This is a genomic window from Rhodococcus sp. WS3, from assembly GCF_003797085.1.
Lineage (GTDB): Bacteria > Actinomycetota > Actinomycetes > Mycobacteriales > Mycobacteriaceae > Rhodococcus_F > Rhodococcus_F globerula.
In genome coordinates this window covers 333,989-348,762 of record NZ_RKMA01000002.1, presented here as the reverse complement: position 1 = coordinate 348,762, position 14,774 = coordinate 333,989, and the positions used below count along the sequence as shown (strand labels likewise).

14 protein-coding genes are annotated in these 14,774 nt (G+C 62.5%); 8 read left to right on the top strand and 6 right to left on the bottom strand.

Annotated elements, in window-relative coordinates; genetic code table 11:
- Positions 1–97: 97 nt before the first annotated feature.
- Positions 98–1,165, top strand: coding sequence for a ferrochelatase (locus EEB13_RS15680; protein WP_141485751.1), 1,068 nt, complete (start codon positions 98–100; stop codon positions 1,163–1,165).
- Between the two features lie 10 nt (positions 1,166–1,175).
- Here EEB13_RS15680 and EEB13_RS15675 read toward each other — a convergent pair whose 3' ends face one another.
- Positions 1,176–1,784 carry a hypothetical protein gene (locus EEB13_RS15675; RefSeq protein ID WP_033232077.1) on the bottom strand — a complete coding sequence of 203 codons (609 nt, stop codon included), beginning with the start codon at positions 1,782–1,784 and terminating at the stop codon, positions 1,176–1,178.
- A 108-nt stretch (positions 1,785–1,892) separates the two neighbouring features.
- Positions 1,893–2,234 (bottom strand): metallopeptidase family protein, encoded by a 342-nt coding sequence (locus EEB13_RS15670; RefSeq protein WP_033232076.1) that lies wholly within the window; start codon positions 2,232–2,234, stop codon positions 1,893–1,895.
- 77 nt (positions 2,235–2,311) lie between these two features.
- Between EEB13_RS15670 and EEB13_RS15665 the strand changes: the two genes are divergently transcribed.
- Together EEB13_RS15665 and EEB13_RS15660 are read left to right on the top strand one after the other, a co-directional pair.
- Positions 2,312–2,800 carry a transcriptional regulator gene (locus EEB13_RS15665; protein ID WP_033232075.1) on the top strand — a complete coding sequence of 163 codons (489 nt, stop codon included), beginning with the start codon at positions 2,312–2,314 and terminating at the stop codon, positions 2,798–2,800.
- 224 nt (positions 2,801–3,024) lie between these two features.
- Positions 3,025–4,752 (top strand): enoyl-CoA hydratase-related protein, encoded by a 1,728-nt coding sequence (locus tag EEB13_RS15660; RefSeq protein WP_261984563.1) that lies wholly within the window; start codon positions 3,025–3,027, stop codon positions 4,750–4,752.
- A gap of 17 nt (positions 4,753–4,769) precedes the next feature.
- Here EEB13_RS15660 and EEB13_RS15655 read toward each other — a convergent pair whose 3' ends face one another.
- The gene (locus EEB13_RS15655) at positions 4,770–5,588 is read right to left on the bottom strand and encodes a hypothetical protein (RefSeq protein ID WP_045067725.1); all 819 of its coding nucleotides are present in this window, start codon (positions 5,586–5,588) and stop codon (positions 4,770–4,772) included.
- Between the two features lie 67 nt (positions 5,589–5,655).
- Between EEB13_RS15655 and EEB13_RS15650 the strand changes: the two genes are divergently transcribed.
- From EEB13_RS15650 to EEB13_RS15640, 3 genes are read left to right on the top strand one after another with little or no spacing between them, the layout of a single operon-like run.
- The gene (locus tag EEB13_RS15650) at positions 5,656–6,489 is read left to right on the top strand and encodes a DUF3097 domain-containing protein (protein ID WP_033232072.1); all 834 of its coding nucleotides are present in this window, start codon (positions 5,656–5,658) and stop codon (positions 6,487–6,489) included.
- A gap of 37 nt (positions 6,490–6,526) precedes the next feature.
- Positions 6,527–6,958, top strand: a complete 432-nt coding sequence (locus EEB13_RS15645; RefSeq protein ID WP_141485749.1) for an NfeD family protein — start codon at positions 6,527–6,529, stop codon at positions 6,956–6,958.
- A 4-nt stretch (positions 6,959–6,962) separates the two neighbouring features.
- Complete coding sequence (locus EEB13_RS15640; RefSeq protein WP_045067726.1) at positions 6,963–8,237, top strand: SPFH domain-containing protein; 1,275 nt, start codon at positions 6,963–6,965, stop codon at positions 8,235–8,237.
- Positions 8,238–8,301: 64 nt separating this feature from the next.
- Here EEB13_RS15640 and EEB13_RS15635 read toward each other — a convergent pair whose 3' ends face one another.
- The 3 genes from EEB13_RS15635 to EEB13_RS15625 are packed head-to-tail and all read right to left on the bottom strand — an operon-like array spanning position 8,302 to position 10,218.
- Positions 8,302–8,835 (bottom strand): hypothetical protein, encoded by a 534-nt coding sequence (locus tag EEB13_RS15635; RefSeq protein WP_045067727.1) that lies wholly within the window; start codon positions 8,833–8,835, stop codon positions 8,302–8,304.
- 14 nt (positions 8,836–8,849) lie between these two features.
- Complete coding sequence (locus tag EEB13_RS15630) at positions 8,850–9,467, bottom strand: hypothetical protein (RefSeq protein WP_141485747.1); 618 nt, start codon at positions 9,465–9,467, stop codon at positions 8,850–8,852.
- A gap of 31 nt (positions 9,468–9,498) precedes the next feature.
- Positions 9,499–10,218: a TVP38/TMEM64 family protein gene (locus EEB13_RS15625; protein WP_141486182.1), complete on the bottom strand. Its 720-nt coding sequence runs from the start codon at positions 10,216–10,218 to the stop codon at positions 9,499–9,501.
- A gap of 400 nt (positions 10,219–10,618) precedes the next feature.
- Between EEB13_RS15625 and mutA the strand changes: the two genes are divergently transcribed.
- The gene (gene mutA / locus EEB13_RS15620; RefSeq protein ID WP_141485745.1) at positions 10,619–12,514 is read left to right on the top strand and encodes a methylmalonyl-CoA mutase small subunit; all 1,896 of its coding nucleotides are present in this window, start codon (positions 10,619–10,621) and stop codon (positions 12,512–12,514) included.
- Complete coding sequence (gene scpA, locus EEB13_RS15615; protein WP_033232065.1) at positions 12,511–14,763, top strand: methylmalonyl-CoA mutase; 2,253 nt, start codon at positions 12,511–12,513, stop codon at positions 14,761–14,763. The genes mutA and scpA overlap by 4 nt, the downstream gene beginning before the upstream one ends.
- Positions 14,764–14,774 lie beyond the last annotated feature (11 nt).

The following is a 14,774-nucleotide window of genomic DNA, read 5'->3' as shown; positions in this document are numbered from 1 at the left end:
TTAGTTCTACTACAGTTAGTTCTACTACAGTTAGTTCTACTACAACAGTGCGTACCCGGGTTTTGTCTGCCGATCGGCATCGCGCAAGATTGAAGGCATGACTGTTGGTGTGAACGACAAGTTCGATGCTCTTCTCGTGTTGTCGTTCGGCGGTCCCGAAAAACCCGAGGACGTTCGACCCTTTCTCGAAAACGTCACGCGGGGAAGGGGAGTCCCACCTGAGCGTCTTGATGCGGTCGTGGAGCACTACATGCACTTCGGTGGTGTCTCGCCGATCAATGCACTCAATCGAGATTTGATCGAGCGAGTCCGGGGTGAACTGGCAACGGCGGGGCTGGATCTTCCGATCTACTTCGGAAACCGCAACTGGCACCCCATGGTCGAGGACACTGTGGCACAGATGCGCGACGACGGTATCCGTAACGCGGCCGTCTTTGCCACGTCGGCGTGGGGCGGGTACTCGGGGTGCCGTCAATACCACGAGGACATCGTCCGTGCTCGTGAAGCGGTCGGTGACGGCGCACCGACATTGACCAAACTTCGTCAGTATTACGACCATCCCCTGGTCATCGGCGCGTTTGCCGACGGAATCCGGGCGGCGCGCGCGGCTCTGCCCGAGGCGACTCGCGACGACGCTCGGCTGGTGTTCACGGCGCATTCGGTACCGATCGCCGCCGACAGAAATGCCGGACCGCCCGAGTTGGGCGGCAACCTGTACAGCCGTCAGGTCGCTGAAGCCTCGCGCCTGGTTGCCGGCGCTGTGGGCGTCGACGATTTTGACCTGGTTTGGCAGTCACGATCCGGCCCGCCACAGGTGCCGTGGCTCGACCCTGACATCTGCGATCATCTGGATGTGTTGTCCACCAATGATGTTCGCGCGGTGATCGTATGTCCTGTCGGTTTTGTCTCCGACCACCTCGAAGTGGTGTGGGATCTCGACACCGAGGCCAGGGACAAAGCCGCAGAACTCGGAATGGATTTTGTGCGGGCGGCGACGCCAGGCCAGGACCCGCGTTTTGCGCAATTGGTACCGACGCTCATTTCCGAACGTCTGGCCGGTGAGCCGCCGCTCCGCCTCGGGGTCGAGCCGTTGCTCGGCTCGACCACCAACGGCGTTTCCTGCGCGGTCAACTGTTGTGCCGCAGTGCAGCGGCCTAAGCGCTGAGCGCTTCGAGCTATGCGTTGGGCTGCTTCAGCTTTCCGCACGGGCCGGGCACCGTCGACGTACTTCGTGAGGTCAGCAGGGCGGCGACGATCGCCTGGTCTTCGGCACTCAGCGACGGATCGATGTAGTTGAGCGACGGCGCACCTAGTTCACGGACGCGTCCGGCAAGCGTTGCGACAAACGACACCTTCTCTTCGTCGCCCCGGTTTGCTTCGTGGATCTGGAGGACGGATACCGGAAACTTGCGCAGTGTGACCGGCAGGAAACGAGCGGCCAGAACATGGTCGACGTTGAATCCGGCCCACACTCCCTGGTTTGCTTCCACGCACTCGGCGTCGGAGTGCGCTGCACTCTCGCCGATGTACTTGCGCGGCGGGACCAACTTCTTGGGGGCAAGCTCGGACGCGCCCTGCTGCAGGACCGGATAGTCGCCGTCTGTGTACATCCACGGCTGGTTTGCCATCGTGATGAGTCGGCCGGCATCCAAATCGGGTAGGTACCGGGACTTGAGGAGGAAGGCCACGCTGTCGACCGAGATGCCCAACAGTTCGGCGGCCTTCTGACGACTCATGGCGAAGGTCGGCGTGTTCTTCGGGGCGATCTGGATCAGGTTGACCATGTGAACTCCTGTAGATGTTCAGTTGTTGCGGCGTGTCGGTACAGCTGACATGACTATTCGGCGATTATCAACCTCTAGCTCATTTTCGCAGCCTATGTGAGTGTGATGTCACCAACCGAGCTCTCGTAAACGGGGATCTCCGATGCCGAAGTGATGACCGATCTCGTGAATCACTGTGCGTCGTACCTGCTCGACAACCTCGTCTTCGGTGGAGCAGATCGAGCAGATCGACCGACGGTAGATGGTGATGCGGTCGGGAAGTACACCGGCGTAGGTCGTTGTTCGCTTCGTGAGCGGAATTCCCTGGTACAAACCGAGCAGTCCGGGTGGGCCACCTTCGAGTTGAACGGTCACCGCAACATTGGCCATTTCGCGACCGAGTTTGGGCGGCAAGGTGTCCAAGGCGCGTTTGACCATGTCCTCGAACTGGGCGTCGTCGACGTCGATCATCTGACTATTGTGCGGGACTCGCGCACCTGGGGGTGTGTCCATCTGGAAACAGTGCAGCGTGCGGCTATGTTGGTGGAGTGGCCGATGATCTGTACCAGCGTTACGAATTCACGTTTATCGTTCCCTTGCTGACACTCTCGCAGGAACAGATGCTCGCCAAGTCCCTGGGTGGACGGGTGGAGGAGCGAAAAGGTCTGCAGTTGTTGACTCTCACCGCGGAAGGCATGCGGGCGGCGACGACCGCGATCACTCTTGTCGACCAACTTGCCGGCTCCGGTGTGCGACCCGAGCGGACTCATCCGGATCTGGTGTCCCGGCAGGACATCGCAGATCGTGCGGGTGTCACGCGGCAAGCCGTCGGGCAGTGGGTGCGCGGAGTTCGGCAAGCGTCGACGCCCTTCCCGGTTCCCTACAACTCGGTGGCGGGTGGCATCTGGTTCTGGGGAGATGTTCTGGCGTGGTTGCGTCGTCAGGGATACGGGCAGGACACAGGCTTGCGGTACCCGACGCTTGATGAGCACATTCGAATCGACCGGCATATTGCGATCAACCACAAAACTCCCTGACGTCAGCTCCAGCAAACTGTTTGCTTGATAGTAGCTGTTGAAACAAACCGACTGTAGGTATATGGTCCCCAAGTACCTAATTCAACCTATCGGTGCGTTGGTCGTGCTTGGGGGAGCGTGGTCTACGCCGTTGATACCCGACTATGCAAGCAGGGGAATTCATGGTTTCGACCCCCAGGGCGATCTCGTCAGCTATGTCGCTGACGGTTGCCTCGAATAACGTGATGTCACCACCAGCAACGCCTAGGCAACGTGGCGGTTGGGTGAGCGGGCAGCGATTGCGCACTGTCGCTGCTGGCCTGTTTGCCCGAAACCAGCCAAGCGAGTCGCCGACGCCGAGGCGCACGGTGCTACTTCTTGTCACCTCGGACAACGGGCTGTCGCAGCGGGCGGCGCTGGTGTTACGCGAGGCCGGCCATCGAGTGCGGACGGCAGTGGTGTCGGACGCGGAGTCGGCGCTCGTGGCCACTGCACCTGACGACTTCGATCTCATCATCTGCCCGTATCTGAAAGTTTATATACCGGAAGAGATTTGGCGAAGATGGACGACGATCATCATCCATCCCGGACCGCCAGGGGATCGAGGTCCCTCTTCGCTGGACTGGGCGATCGCGGATGGCGAGAGCACCTGGGGCGTCACCGCATTACAAGCTCGCGAGGAACTCGACGGTGGACCGGTGTGGGCGTGGCGAACCTTCGACCTGTGTGCCGGTGCCCCCAAATCTGCGGTCTACAACGATGCGGTTACCGCCGCAGCGGTGGAGTGCATCCAGGAAGTAGTCGACAAGTTCGGAACTCCGGATTTTGTGCCGCTTACCTCGGAATCGGTACCGCGGCCGGTAGCGTCCGCGACGACGCGGCCGGTCATGAAACAAGCAGATCGCGCATTCTCGTGGTCACAGGACGCACCGAGCATCATGCGCGCGATCAATGCGGCGGACGGTTTTCCCGGTGTGAACACCGAATTGGGACTCGACTGTGTATTTGTCTACGACGCACACCTCGACGCTCATGTCGACGCCGACCCCGGCACCATTCTCGAGTATCACCACGAGGCAATCCGTGTTGCCACCGGCGCCGGGACCGTCTGGATCGGCCAAGCGCGCCCTGAAGGTCCGGCAGGTTTCAAGCTCCCGGCGACAGCCGTGGTTCGCCCAGGCACCTTTGTTCCGCAGGTGCAAGACAGTCGCTACCCGGGTATCGACTACCACCGGGACGGCGACATCGGCTACCTCTCCTTCCGTTGCTACAACGGCGCGATGAGCACCGCGCAGTGCCGACGGTTAGCCGATCGTCTGCGCTGGGCCATCGAACTTGATACCAAGGTTTTGGTGTTGACCGGTGATTACAGCGGATTCAGCAACGGTATTCACCTCAATGTGATCGAGGCCGCCGCCGATCAGGCCGGTGAAGCGTGGTCGAACATCAAGGCCATCAACTCGGTCGCGAACCAGATCGTCAATTGCGTCGACCAGGTGATCGTTGCCGCCTTCACCGGAAATGCCGGCGCCGGCGGCGTCATGCTTCCACTCGGTGCCGACGTCGTCGCAGCCCGGGACGGTGTAGTTCTCAATCCGCACTACGCCACGATGGGTTTGTTCGGCTCGGAATTGCACACGTACACGCTTCCCGTCCGGGTTGGTGACTACCAGGCTCGGCGGCTGCTTTCGGAGTGTCAACCCATCAGCATCGGTCAGGCTCGACAGATCGGACTTGTTGATGCCATCGGGCCTCGCGATCCGATTCGTTTCGAGTCGTGGCTGAACAAGATCGCAACAGACCTTCTCGTCGGGGATCGGCGGAAAGCGATGCTCGAGAAGAAACGATCGCGGCTCGCACTCGATCCGGTCGCGCCGTACGAACAGCGGGAACTCGAGGAAATGAAGAGCGACATGTTCGGTGATCGCAACGGGTTCGCTGAGAAACGTCGAAAATTCGTTCGCAAGTTGTGATCGGTGACTGTCGCTGTCTAGTTTTCGCCCGCCGGGTGGTGTGAGGAGGCACTCGCCACCGCTGCTGTTCGGGCGGATCGCACCGCGGCCCACAGCGGCCGCAACAAGGATTCTCGGGCATGGACAGCGGATATGCTGGGTGGTTGGTTGGTCGAATCATGCTCGGCCACAGTCAAAATAGCGGCAACCTGATCGGCGCTGTCGAGGACTCGCAACGCCCGAGGTGCAAGGGAATCGGGGTAGCGGTGATGCGCCAGGTCGGAGAGTGCATCGGCAATTGCTGCCCGGGCATCGTCACCCGGCGTGCCGGTGGGGACGGTCTGAAGCGACAGCAGTGCCGCGGCGGCGTCGCGAACGGCCTCGCGCATCGAATATTCGGCTTCTCCGAGACCGACATACTCGGCCGGCCCCGTCACGGTCGGCACGGAGTACACCGTCCAGCGCAGAACGTCGGGACCTTCATGCACGGGAACGAGTCCGATTCCCGCAGAACCCGCAGCGCCGACCAGAACACCTTCACCGGCGCCCAACGCGGCTGCGGCGAACCCGGTACCGGCAGGCAGACCGCGCACATCACCCGGGGCAGGTAGCGCCAATCGTAAGTCGGTCGGTGAGATGTTCCCGGCGCGTCGCAGCACGCGGAGCAACATCGGCGCGCCACCGTCGGTGATACCCGGCCAGTCGAGTCCGAGGGCCGACGCGGTATCCGCGTCGGCGGCACCGATCAAATGCATCGGCGCCCACGCCACGAGCGCATCGATGACGTCGTCCGGGGCGCTGTCGCCGGCGAGCCATGATGCTGCCCACACGGTGAGCGTTGCGCTGGGAGAACTCATGACAGAAGAGTTTAGTTCGGCGTGGCAACCTGTGCCCCTTGGGCGTTGTCACCTAGCGTTATCCGGCGTGAGCGGTGGAAACGGATACGGTGACATCTTCGCGGGCCATGCCCGCACCCAGAAACGTCAAGTGCCTCAGGTGGCGGCCGAGCGCGACCTCGTCGTCGAGGATGCGGCAACGGGATTCTGCGGCGCGGTCGTCGGATTCGAGCGCACGTACGACGGTGATTTTGTTCGGCTCGAGGACGGCCGTTCGCAGAAGCGACTGTTTGCGATGCGTGAGGCTGCATTCCTCATCGACGGCGCACCCGTGACGTTGGTGCGACCGGCACCGAAGGCGGCGTCGGCACAGTCGGCGAGGTCCGCGTCAGGCTCGACCCGGGTTGAAGGATTACGCGCTCGCACAGCACTTCCCAGCCGGATCTGGGTGGAGGGTGTCCACGACGCAGCCCTGGTGGAACGGGTGTGGGGACACGACCTGCGCGTCGAAGGTGTAGTTGTCGAACACCTCGAGGGCTTGGACAACCTGGGGGAGCGACTTGCGGAGTTCGGCCCAGGTCCCGGGCGACGAGTCGGTGTTCTTGTCGATCACCTGGTGACCGGCTCGAAGGAAACGCAACTGACGCAGGGCCTCGGCCCGAACGTGTTGGTGACGGGCCATCCGTACATCGACGTCTGGGAAGCGGTCCGGCCCAAGTCCGTCGGAATTGCTGCCTGGCCGAAGATTCCGCGCGGTGAGGACTGGAAGACGGGGATTTGCCGCGAACTCGGCTGGGGGACACCTCAGGAAGGGTGGCGACGTGTCTACAACGCGGTGGAGAGCTTCCGCGATCTGGAAGCTCCGCTGATCGGAGCCGTCGAACAGCTTGTCGATTTTGTCACCGAGCCGAACCTGACGTAGGCGCGGCGCAGATCACACTCTCTGGTTAGATGGTGTTGTGGCTGCACTTCTTTGGCTTGTCGGGGCACTTGTGCTCGCCGGCGCGGAAGCACTGGCAGGAGATTTCTTTCTGCTGATGCTCGCCGGTGGGGCGCTTGCTACTGCCGGTGTCAGTTCGGTCACCGATTTTCCCGCGTGGGTCGACGCCGTCATGTTCGGCGTGTTCTCGGGAGTGCTCATTCTCGGTGTTCGGCCTTTCCTGTTGCGACGCTTCGGGACTCCGCCGCCCACTCCGATGGGGATTCAAGCGCTCGAAGGTAAACGTGCCGTCGTTCTCGAAGAGGTCGGCGAGCATGCCGGTCAGGTCAAGCTGGACGGTCAGATATGGACGGCTCGCCCGCTCGACAGCGCTGACGTGTATCCAGCGGGGACAACGGTGACGGTGATGGAAATCAACGGGGCAACAGCAGTTGTCTGGAGGGGACCGTAAAAAGATGGCAGCACTTATAGTTCTTGGTGTTTTGGTGCTTTTCGTGATCTTGGTGGTTGCGAAATCGGTAGCACTGGTACCGCAGGCGGAAGCCGCGGTCATCGAGCGACTCGGTCGGTACTCGAAAACAGTGTCGGGTCAGCTCACATTTCTGATCCCCTTCGCGGATCGGGTGCGAGCGAAGGTAGATCTGCGCGAACGCGTTGTGTCCTTCCCGCCGCAACCGGTGATCACGCAGGACAACCTGACGTTGTCCATCGACACCGTGGTGTATTTCCAGGTCACCAATCCGCAAGCTGCGGTGTACGAGATCAGCAACTACATTGCCGCGGTCGAGCAGTTGACCACGACGACTCTGCGTAACGTCGTCGGCGGTATGACGCTGGAAGAGACGCTGACCTCGCGTGACTCCATCAACGGTCAGTTGCGTGGTGTGCTCGACGAAGCAACCGGCCGCTGGGGCCTGCGGGTCGCACGAGTGGAACTCAAGAGCATTGATCCGCCGCCGTCGATTCAGGAGTCGATGGAAAAGCAGATGAAGGCCGACCGCGAGAAGCGCGCCATGATTCTCACGGCTGAGGGGCACCGCGAAGCTGCGATCAAGACGGCAGAGGGTGCGAAGCAGAGTCAGATCCTGTCAGCTGAAGGCAACAAGCAGGCGTCCGTTCTCAACGCCGAGGGTGAGCGTCAGTCGCAAATCCTTCGCGCGCAGGGTGATCGCGCTGCCAAGTATTTGCAGGCGCAAGGTGAAGCCAAGGCCATCGAGAAGGTCTTTGCCGCCATCAAGTCGGGTAAGCCGACGCCGGAACTGCTTGCGTACCAATACCTTCAGACGTTGCCCCAGATGGCGCAGGGTGACGCGAACAAAGTGTGGCTGGTGCCGAGCGATTTCGGCGACGCACTCAAGGGCTTCGCAAAAACACTGGGTGCACCAGGCGATGACGGCGTGTTCCGGTACGAACCGCCCGCGGCGGAAGAGAACCTGCCCAGCCCGGAGGACGATTCCGACGAGGTAGCCGAATGGTTCGAGACAAAGTCCGACCCGGCTATCGCCGAAGCAGTTCGCGCTGCGGAAATCGCGGCCCGGACACCGGTAGAGGATCCTGCGGCAGCGGTTCGCGCACAGCGCGAAAGCGCCCCGCAGTTCACCGACCCGGCGCTGCCGGCGCCAGGTGAAAGCCAATGGTCCGGACAGTTCCAGCAGGAGCCGGAACCTGGAGAATTCCAGCAGAAGTACCCATACCAGGACCAACCGCCGGAGGGCGGACCGCGTCACTAGCCGCCCGTCGGCGGACCGCGTCACTAATATTTGAAATGAATTCGAAAAGCGCTGATCACCAGAACTATGTGATCAGCGCTTTTCCTGTTCCGCAGACAGCAATTGCCCAGAGGACGCTGGCGAAGGTTCCGATGATGAACTGTTCCGAGGCATGGGGTTCACGCAGTTCGGGATACCGGGCCAATCCCTTGACTGCCAACACGATTGCGATACCTTCCGGCCAACCAGCCAGAATGGACACTGCGACGGCGATGCGCTCGAGGACTCCGATGACGCGGCCACCGCGCAATGGACCAGCGTTGGGTGCGGGGCTGCCGTCCGGTTGACGTCTCGCAACCTTGAACGTGGCCAAAACCACGGGAGCACCCGCCGTGGCCGAAGCCAGGACACACAGGACAAGTGTCGCTCCGAGCGCAAATCCCGTGACCGGTGTGGTCCGACTGGCGGCCAGCGCCGCAACCCCGAGGGCGGGTAGAGCCACGGTGGCAGATACCCATTCGGGAACCTGGACGTGGCCGCCGCTCAGTTTTGGCAGCGCAGCCGTGACCAGCGGTGCTGCGGCTGCAACTGCGAGCGCGATCAGTGCCAGAACAACCATGTAATGCGCCCCTGTCAGTGTGTGGTGCGAGCAGTGTAGGTCTGGGCTCGGACAAGTAGCCGCTGGGAGAGTCGTCGGCCGGCAAGTTCGGCTTGCCAGGCGGCGGTGAGCAGGCGTTTCGACATGGCCTGCTTGGTGATTCCGAGCCGCTCGGCGGCGGCGGCCTGGGTGAGGCCGTCGTCCATCAATGCGATAGCCGCACGTCCGTCAGGTGTTTGCCGAAGCACGATCGTGCCAAGCATGGTCAGGGCGCCGTCGATGTCCGCGGCAAGTTCGGCGAGGTCGCCGTCGGCTGGGGCCTGCTCGACGGAGATACGCGCGGGGGCTTTCTTGGCACGTTCGACGGCGATGCGTGCCGCTTCGAATGCCGGACCACGCCCGGCGCGAGTCTGGGCGGGAAGTGGTTCTTCGACGGGGCCGATTCCGATTCCGACACTCCAGTATTCGCGTCGCAGTAGTTCGAGCGCCAGGTGGACCAGGAGTTGGGGATCGTCGGTGACTGCTTGAATCTCGTCGCCTGCTGTCCGTTCGAACCCTCGAACGAGGGGAGCGGACGCGAGATCCCGAAGGACTTCCTCGACACGGTCGACATCGCGGCGACTACTGCGCTGGTCGACTGTCAGTACGAACATGAGTCAACATTAAAAGGTTGACTTCTCTATGTCAATCTTTAGAAGTTGACTTCTCACTATCAACCTCCAGGGTTTGACCCGTCAGAGCTTGGCCATCGGACGGTTGGTGCAGTTCCACAGATGTCTTGCGAGCGTCGAACAGCAATCCGCCGATGCCGATGGCAATGCAGATTCCTGACAGCACAAGCAAGCGAGGGTCGGCTTCGCCGGACAGGGCATCGCCGAGTACGACGATTCCGATCGTGCCGGGCAAAATTCCCACCACTGTGGCGATCACGTAGGGCACCAGGCGGATCGACGAAATGCCGCAGCAGTAGTTCACCACTGAAAACGGGACGAACGCGATCAAGCGCAGGGACCCAACGGCCAGCCATCCGCGTTTCTCGATCCGCTCGTCCACTCGCCTGATTGTCGGACTCGATATCCGTTGCCAGACCACCTCTCGGCCGATGGCGCGGACGAGATACAGAGCCAGGATGGCACTGACTGTGGTTGCCGCGACGGTGAGAGCGATACCTGTCGCCGATCCGAACAGCACGCCGGCGCTGAGGGTGAACACCGTCCGAGGAAAGGGCGCGACGGTAACCAGGGAATGAACAAGAAAGAACACGAGCGGAAACATCGGTCCGATGGAATCCGCCCACTCCCGGACCTGAGATACCGACGGGTGCGGCGCAAGGAGTGCCGCCACGAAGAGTGCGAGCACCAGCAGGACAATCGCGATCAATCTTCGGTCCAACAGGCGCCCCATCACAGGGCACAAGGCTACCGGTGCGCGTGAGGAATCCCGACGTATGCGGCCCAGTCGTCCGGAAACCGGGTGCCCCTACCAGCGTGATGTGATGAAAACCACTACCCTTCGGGTAGGGGTGACGCGGGAGGTCCCGCCCAGTGATACCGACTCGCCGGTAACTCGTAAACGTGCTGAACAATCGCTAGGTAAGGATCATAGCTACACGCCAATCCGCGCCGTACCAGCCGGTAGGCAAGTTGTCGGGCGGCCTTAGCAGACCCCTTCGCCGCGAACGTGACGTGATCCTCACGATAAGCACGTCCGAAGGCGGGTTAGCATCACAGCCATAACGAGCAATTCGATGAACAGTTCCGATAACAGGTATAACGCTTACGCACAACGAGAGGCAGCGGACACAGTGTCATTAGCTTCAGAAGCCGAGGCTGTCGAGCAGGCATATGCGGAGTGGCAACGCTCCGTCGCCGGAGTGCTCGCCAAGTCCCGTCGAGTCGACGCCGCAGAACTAGGCCCCGAGCCGCAGAAACTGCTCGAAACCGTCACATACGACGGCGTCACTGTCGCACCGCTCTACAGCCCACGCGACGAGCGCCCCGAGCAGACCCTGCCCGGTAGCTTCCCGTACGTCCGCGGAGTCGACGCTCATCGCGACGTCAATGCAGGCTGGTTGGTTTCGGCTCAGTTCGGAACCGCTTCCGCCGCAGACACCAACCGGACCATCCTCGACGCACTCGAGAACGGTGTCAGTGCGATCTGGCTCAAAGCCGGACTCGGTGGCGTCTCCGTCGACGATCTGAATTCGGCGCTCGAGGGCGTGCTCCTCGATCTCGCTCCGCTCACACTCGATGCCGGCGCCGAAGCAAGCGCCGCCGCCCGCGCGATCCTGGCACTGCTCGATGCCCGCGCTGAAGCCGGTGACGGAGTCAGCGATCGCGCAAGCATCCGCATCAACCTCGGCACGGCACCGCTGACGAGTTCCTTCTCCGGCGCAGCCGACGTCGAGCTGACAGAAGCAGTCGAGCTAGCTGTCGCCGCTGACGCTCGCGCCGAATCGGTGCGGGCCATCACCGTCGACGGCACGGCATTCCACAATGCCGGCGCCGGTGACGCCGAGGAGCTCGGAGCGGCCGTCGCAGCCGGTCTCGAATACCTCCGCGCGCTTACCGCAGACGGCGATCTGACCATCGGTGCTGCGTTGGCGCAGTTGGCTTTCCGTTACTCGGCAACCGACGATCAGTTCCAGACCATCGCGAAGTTCCGTGCCGCACGTCTCGTGTGGGCCCGCATCGCTCAGGTCTGCGGCGCATCCGACTTCGGCGGCGCACCACAGCACGCTGTCACGTCCGCCGCGATGATGGCTCAGCGTGATCCCTGGGTGAACATGCTGCGCACCACCCTCGCCGCATTCGGCGCCGGTGTCGGTGGAGCAGACGCGGTGACGGTTCTTCCGTTCGACGTCGCCCTGGCCGACGGCACCCTTGGTGTCAGCAAGTCCTTCTCCTCACGCATCGCGCGCAACACGCAGTTGCTTCTCCTCGAGGAGTCGCACCTGGGCCGCGTGCTCGATCCGTCGGCGGGCTCCTGGTATGTCGAAGACCTGACACAGCAGATCGCCGCCACTGCCTGGGAGTTCTTCCAGGAGATCGAAGCTGCCGGTGGATATCTGGCTGCACTCGAAGCGGGAATCGTCTCCGATCGCATCGCCGCTACCAAGGCCAAGCGTGACTCCGACATCGCACACCGCAAGACCACGGTCACCGGTGTAAACGAGTTCCCGAACCTCGGCGAAACACCGCTTTCCGCCGCCGCTGTCGAGCCCGGCCAGGCCGTGGCCCGCTACGCAGCTGCATTCGAAGCGCTTCGTGACCGTTCGGACGCGTTCCTCGCCGCCGGCGGCGCCCGTCCCACTGCGCTTCTCGCGCCGCTGGGCTCGGTTGCAGAACACAACGTGCGCACCACGTTTGCGTCGAACCTTCTCGCTTCGGGTGGTATCGACGCAGTCAACCCCGGCCCGCTCGAGGTAGGCGCAGAAGCCATCTCCGCTGCAGTCAAGGCTTCCGGTGCCACCGTCGCCGTGCTGTGTGGCACGGACAAGCGTTACGGCGAGAGCGCCGCAGCGGCCGTCGCAGAATTGCGCGCTGCCGGTATCACCAAGGTGCTGCTGGCCGGCCCGGAAAAGGCCGTCGGCGATGCCGCGGGCGATTCGCGTCCGGACGGATTCCTCACAGCCCGCATCGACGCAGTATCGGCTCTGACCGAACTGCTCGACTTCATCGAGACGGGAAGCTCCAAGTGACGACACGAGAGGTCAAGCACGTGATCGGCAGTTTCGCCGAGGTCCCACTCGAGGACCCGCAGTCTCCGGCACCCACACCACCGTCGGTCGAGCAGACACAGGCCCTCATCGAAGAGGGTGCCACCGCCAACAACTACGCCGCTGAGCAGGTTGTCTGGTCCACGCCGGAGGGTATCGACGTCAAGCCGGTGTACACCGGTGCAGACCGCGCGGCCGCCGCCGAGTCCGGTTACCCGCTCGACAGCTTCCCGGGTGCTGCACCGTTCCTGCGTGGTCCCTACCCGACCATGTACGTGAACCAGCCGTGGACCATTCGCCAGTACGCCGGCTTCTCCACTGCCGCCGAGTCCAATGCGTTCTACCGTCGCAACCTCGCGGCCGGTCAGAAGGGCCTGTCGGTCGCGTTCGACCTCGCGACCCACCGCGGCTACGACTCCGATCACCCCCGCGTTGCTGGTGACGTCGGAATGGCCGGTGTCGCAATCGATTCCATCCTCGACATGCGTCAACTCTTCGACGGAATCGACCTCTCACAGGTGTCGGTCTCGATGACGATGAACGGCGCTGTGCTGCCGATTCTCGCGCTGTACGTTGCTGCGGCAGGCGAGCAGGGTGTCACTCCGGACAAGCTGGCCGGAACGATCCAGAACGACATCCTCAAAGAGTTCATGGTCCGCAACACCTACATCTATCCGCCCAAGCCCTCGATGCGGATCATCTCGGACATCTTTGCGTACTCGAGTGCGGAAATGCCGAAGTACAACTCCATCTCCATCTCGGGTTACCACATCCAGGAAGCCGGAGCGACGGCCGATCTGGAACTGGCATACACCCTCGCTGACGGCGTCGAGTACATTCGCGCCGGCCTCGACGCCGGTATGGACATCGACAAGTTCGCACCGCGCCTGTCCTTCTTCTGGGCCATCGGCATGAACTTCTTCATGGAGGTCGCCAAGCTCCGCGCCGGACGCCTCCTGTGGGCCGAGCTTGTTGCCAAGTTCGATCCCAAGAGCGCGAAGTCGCTCTCGCTGCGTACCCACTCGCAGACCTCGGGCTGGTCGCTGACCGCGCAGGACGTCTTCAACAACGTTCCGCGTACCTGCGTCGAAGCCATGGCTGCCACCCAGGGACACACGCAGTCACTGCACACCAACGCACTCGACGAGGCCATCGCACTGCCGACGGACTTCTCCGCGCGTATCGCCCGCAACACCCAGCTGCTGCTGCAGCAGGAGTCCGGTACGGTTCGGCCCATCGATCCGTGGGGCGGCTCGTACTACGTCGAGTGGCTCACCAACGAGCTCGCCAACCGGGCACGTAAGCACATCGAAGAGGTCGAGGAAGCCGGCGGAATGGCTCAGGCCATCAACGAAGGCATCCCGAAGCTGCGCATCGAGGAAGCTGCTGCTCGCACCCAGGCGCGCATCGACTCCGGTCGGCAGCCGTTGGTAGGCGTCAACAAGTACGTTCCCGACGAGGTCGACACCATCGAAGTTCTCAAGGTCGAGAACTCCAAGGTGCGCAAGGAACAGCTCGAGAAGCTGGTTCGTCTTCGCGCGGAACGTGATCCGGAAGCCGTCGAGGCCGCACTCGCGAACCTCACCCGCGCTGCCGCATCCACCGAAGGCGGCATGGAGAACAATCTCCTCGCCCTCGCAGTTGTTGCCGCTCGCGCTATGGCTACCGTCGGCGAGATTTCCGATGCCCTCGAGAAGGTGTACGGACGCCACCAGGCCGAGATCCGCACCATCAGTGGTGTGTACCGAGACGAGGCAGGATCGGTGAGCAACATCAGCAAGGCAATGGAACTGGTCGAGAAGTTCGCCGAGGACGAGGGACGTCGTCCCCGCATCCTCGTTGCGAAGATGGGCCAGGACGGTCACGACCGTGGCCAGAAGGTCATCTCCACGGCCTTCGCGGACATCGGATTCGACGTTGACGTCGGACCGCTGTTCCAGACCCCCGAAGAGGTCGCCAATCAGGCGGCCGACAACGACGTCCACGTAGTCGGTGTGTCGTCGTTGGCAGCCGGTCACCTCACCTTGGTGCCGGCGCTGCGGGAAGCTCTGGCTGCGGCCGGTCGCCCCGACATCATGATCGTGGTCGGCGGAGTCATCCCGCCCGGCGACTTCGACGAACTCTACGAAGCCGGCGCTGCTGCCATCTTCCCGCCCGGAACCGTCATCGCCGACGCTGCCAGCGGATTGCTGGAGAAGCTGGCCGTCCAACTGGGCCACGATCGCAGCTGAGAAGGGGTTGA

Bases quoted from the DNA above. Each gene is read 5' to 3' on its own strand.
- EEB13_RS15675 (WP_033232077.1), bottom strand. From the start codon at position 1,784: ATGGTCAACCTGATCCAGATCGCCCCGAAGAACACGCCGACCTTCGCC.
- EEB13_RS15660 (WP_261984563.1), top strand. From the start codon at position 3,025: ATGTCACCACCAGCAACGCCTAGGCAACGTGGCGGTTGGGTGAGCGGG.
- EEB13_RS15630 (WP_141485747.1), bottom strand. From the start codon at position 9,467: ATGTTCGTACTGACAGTCGACCAGCGCAGTAGTCGCCGCGATGTCGAC.
- EEB13_RS15680 (WP_141485751.1), top strand. From the start codon at position 98: ATGACTGTTGGTGTGAACGACAAGTTCGATGCTCTTCTCGTGTTGTCG.
- EEB13_RS15640 (WP_045067726.1), top strand. From the start codon at position 6,963: ATGGCAGCACTTATAGTTCTTGGTGTTTTGGTGCTTTTCGTGATCTTG.
- EEB13_RS15670 (WP_033232076.1), bottom strand. From the start codon at position 2,234: ATGATCGACGTCGACGACGCCCAGTTCGAGGACATGGTCAAACGCGCC.
- EEB13_RS15655 (WP_045067725.1), bottom strand. From the start codon at position 5,588: ATGAGTTCTCCCAGCGCAACGCTCACCGTGTGGGCAGCATCATGGCTC.
- EEB13_RS15635 (WP_045067727.1), bottom strand. From the start codon at position 8,835: ATGGTTGTTCTGGCACTGATCGCGCTCGCAGTTGCAGCCGCAGCACCG.
- EEB13_RS15625 (WP_141486182.1), bottom strand. From the start codon at position 10,218: ATGGGGCGCCTGTTGGACCGAAGATTGATCGCGATTGTCCTGCTGGTG.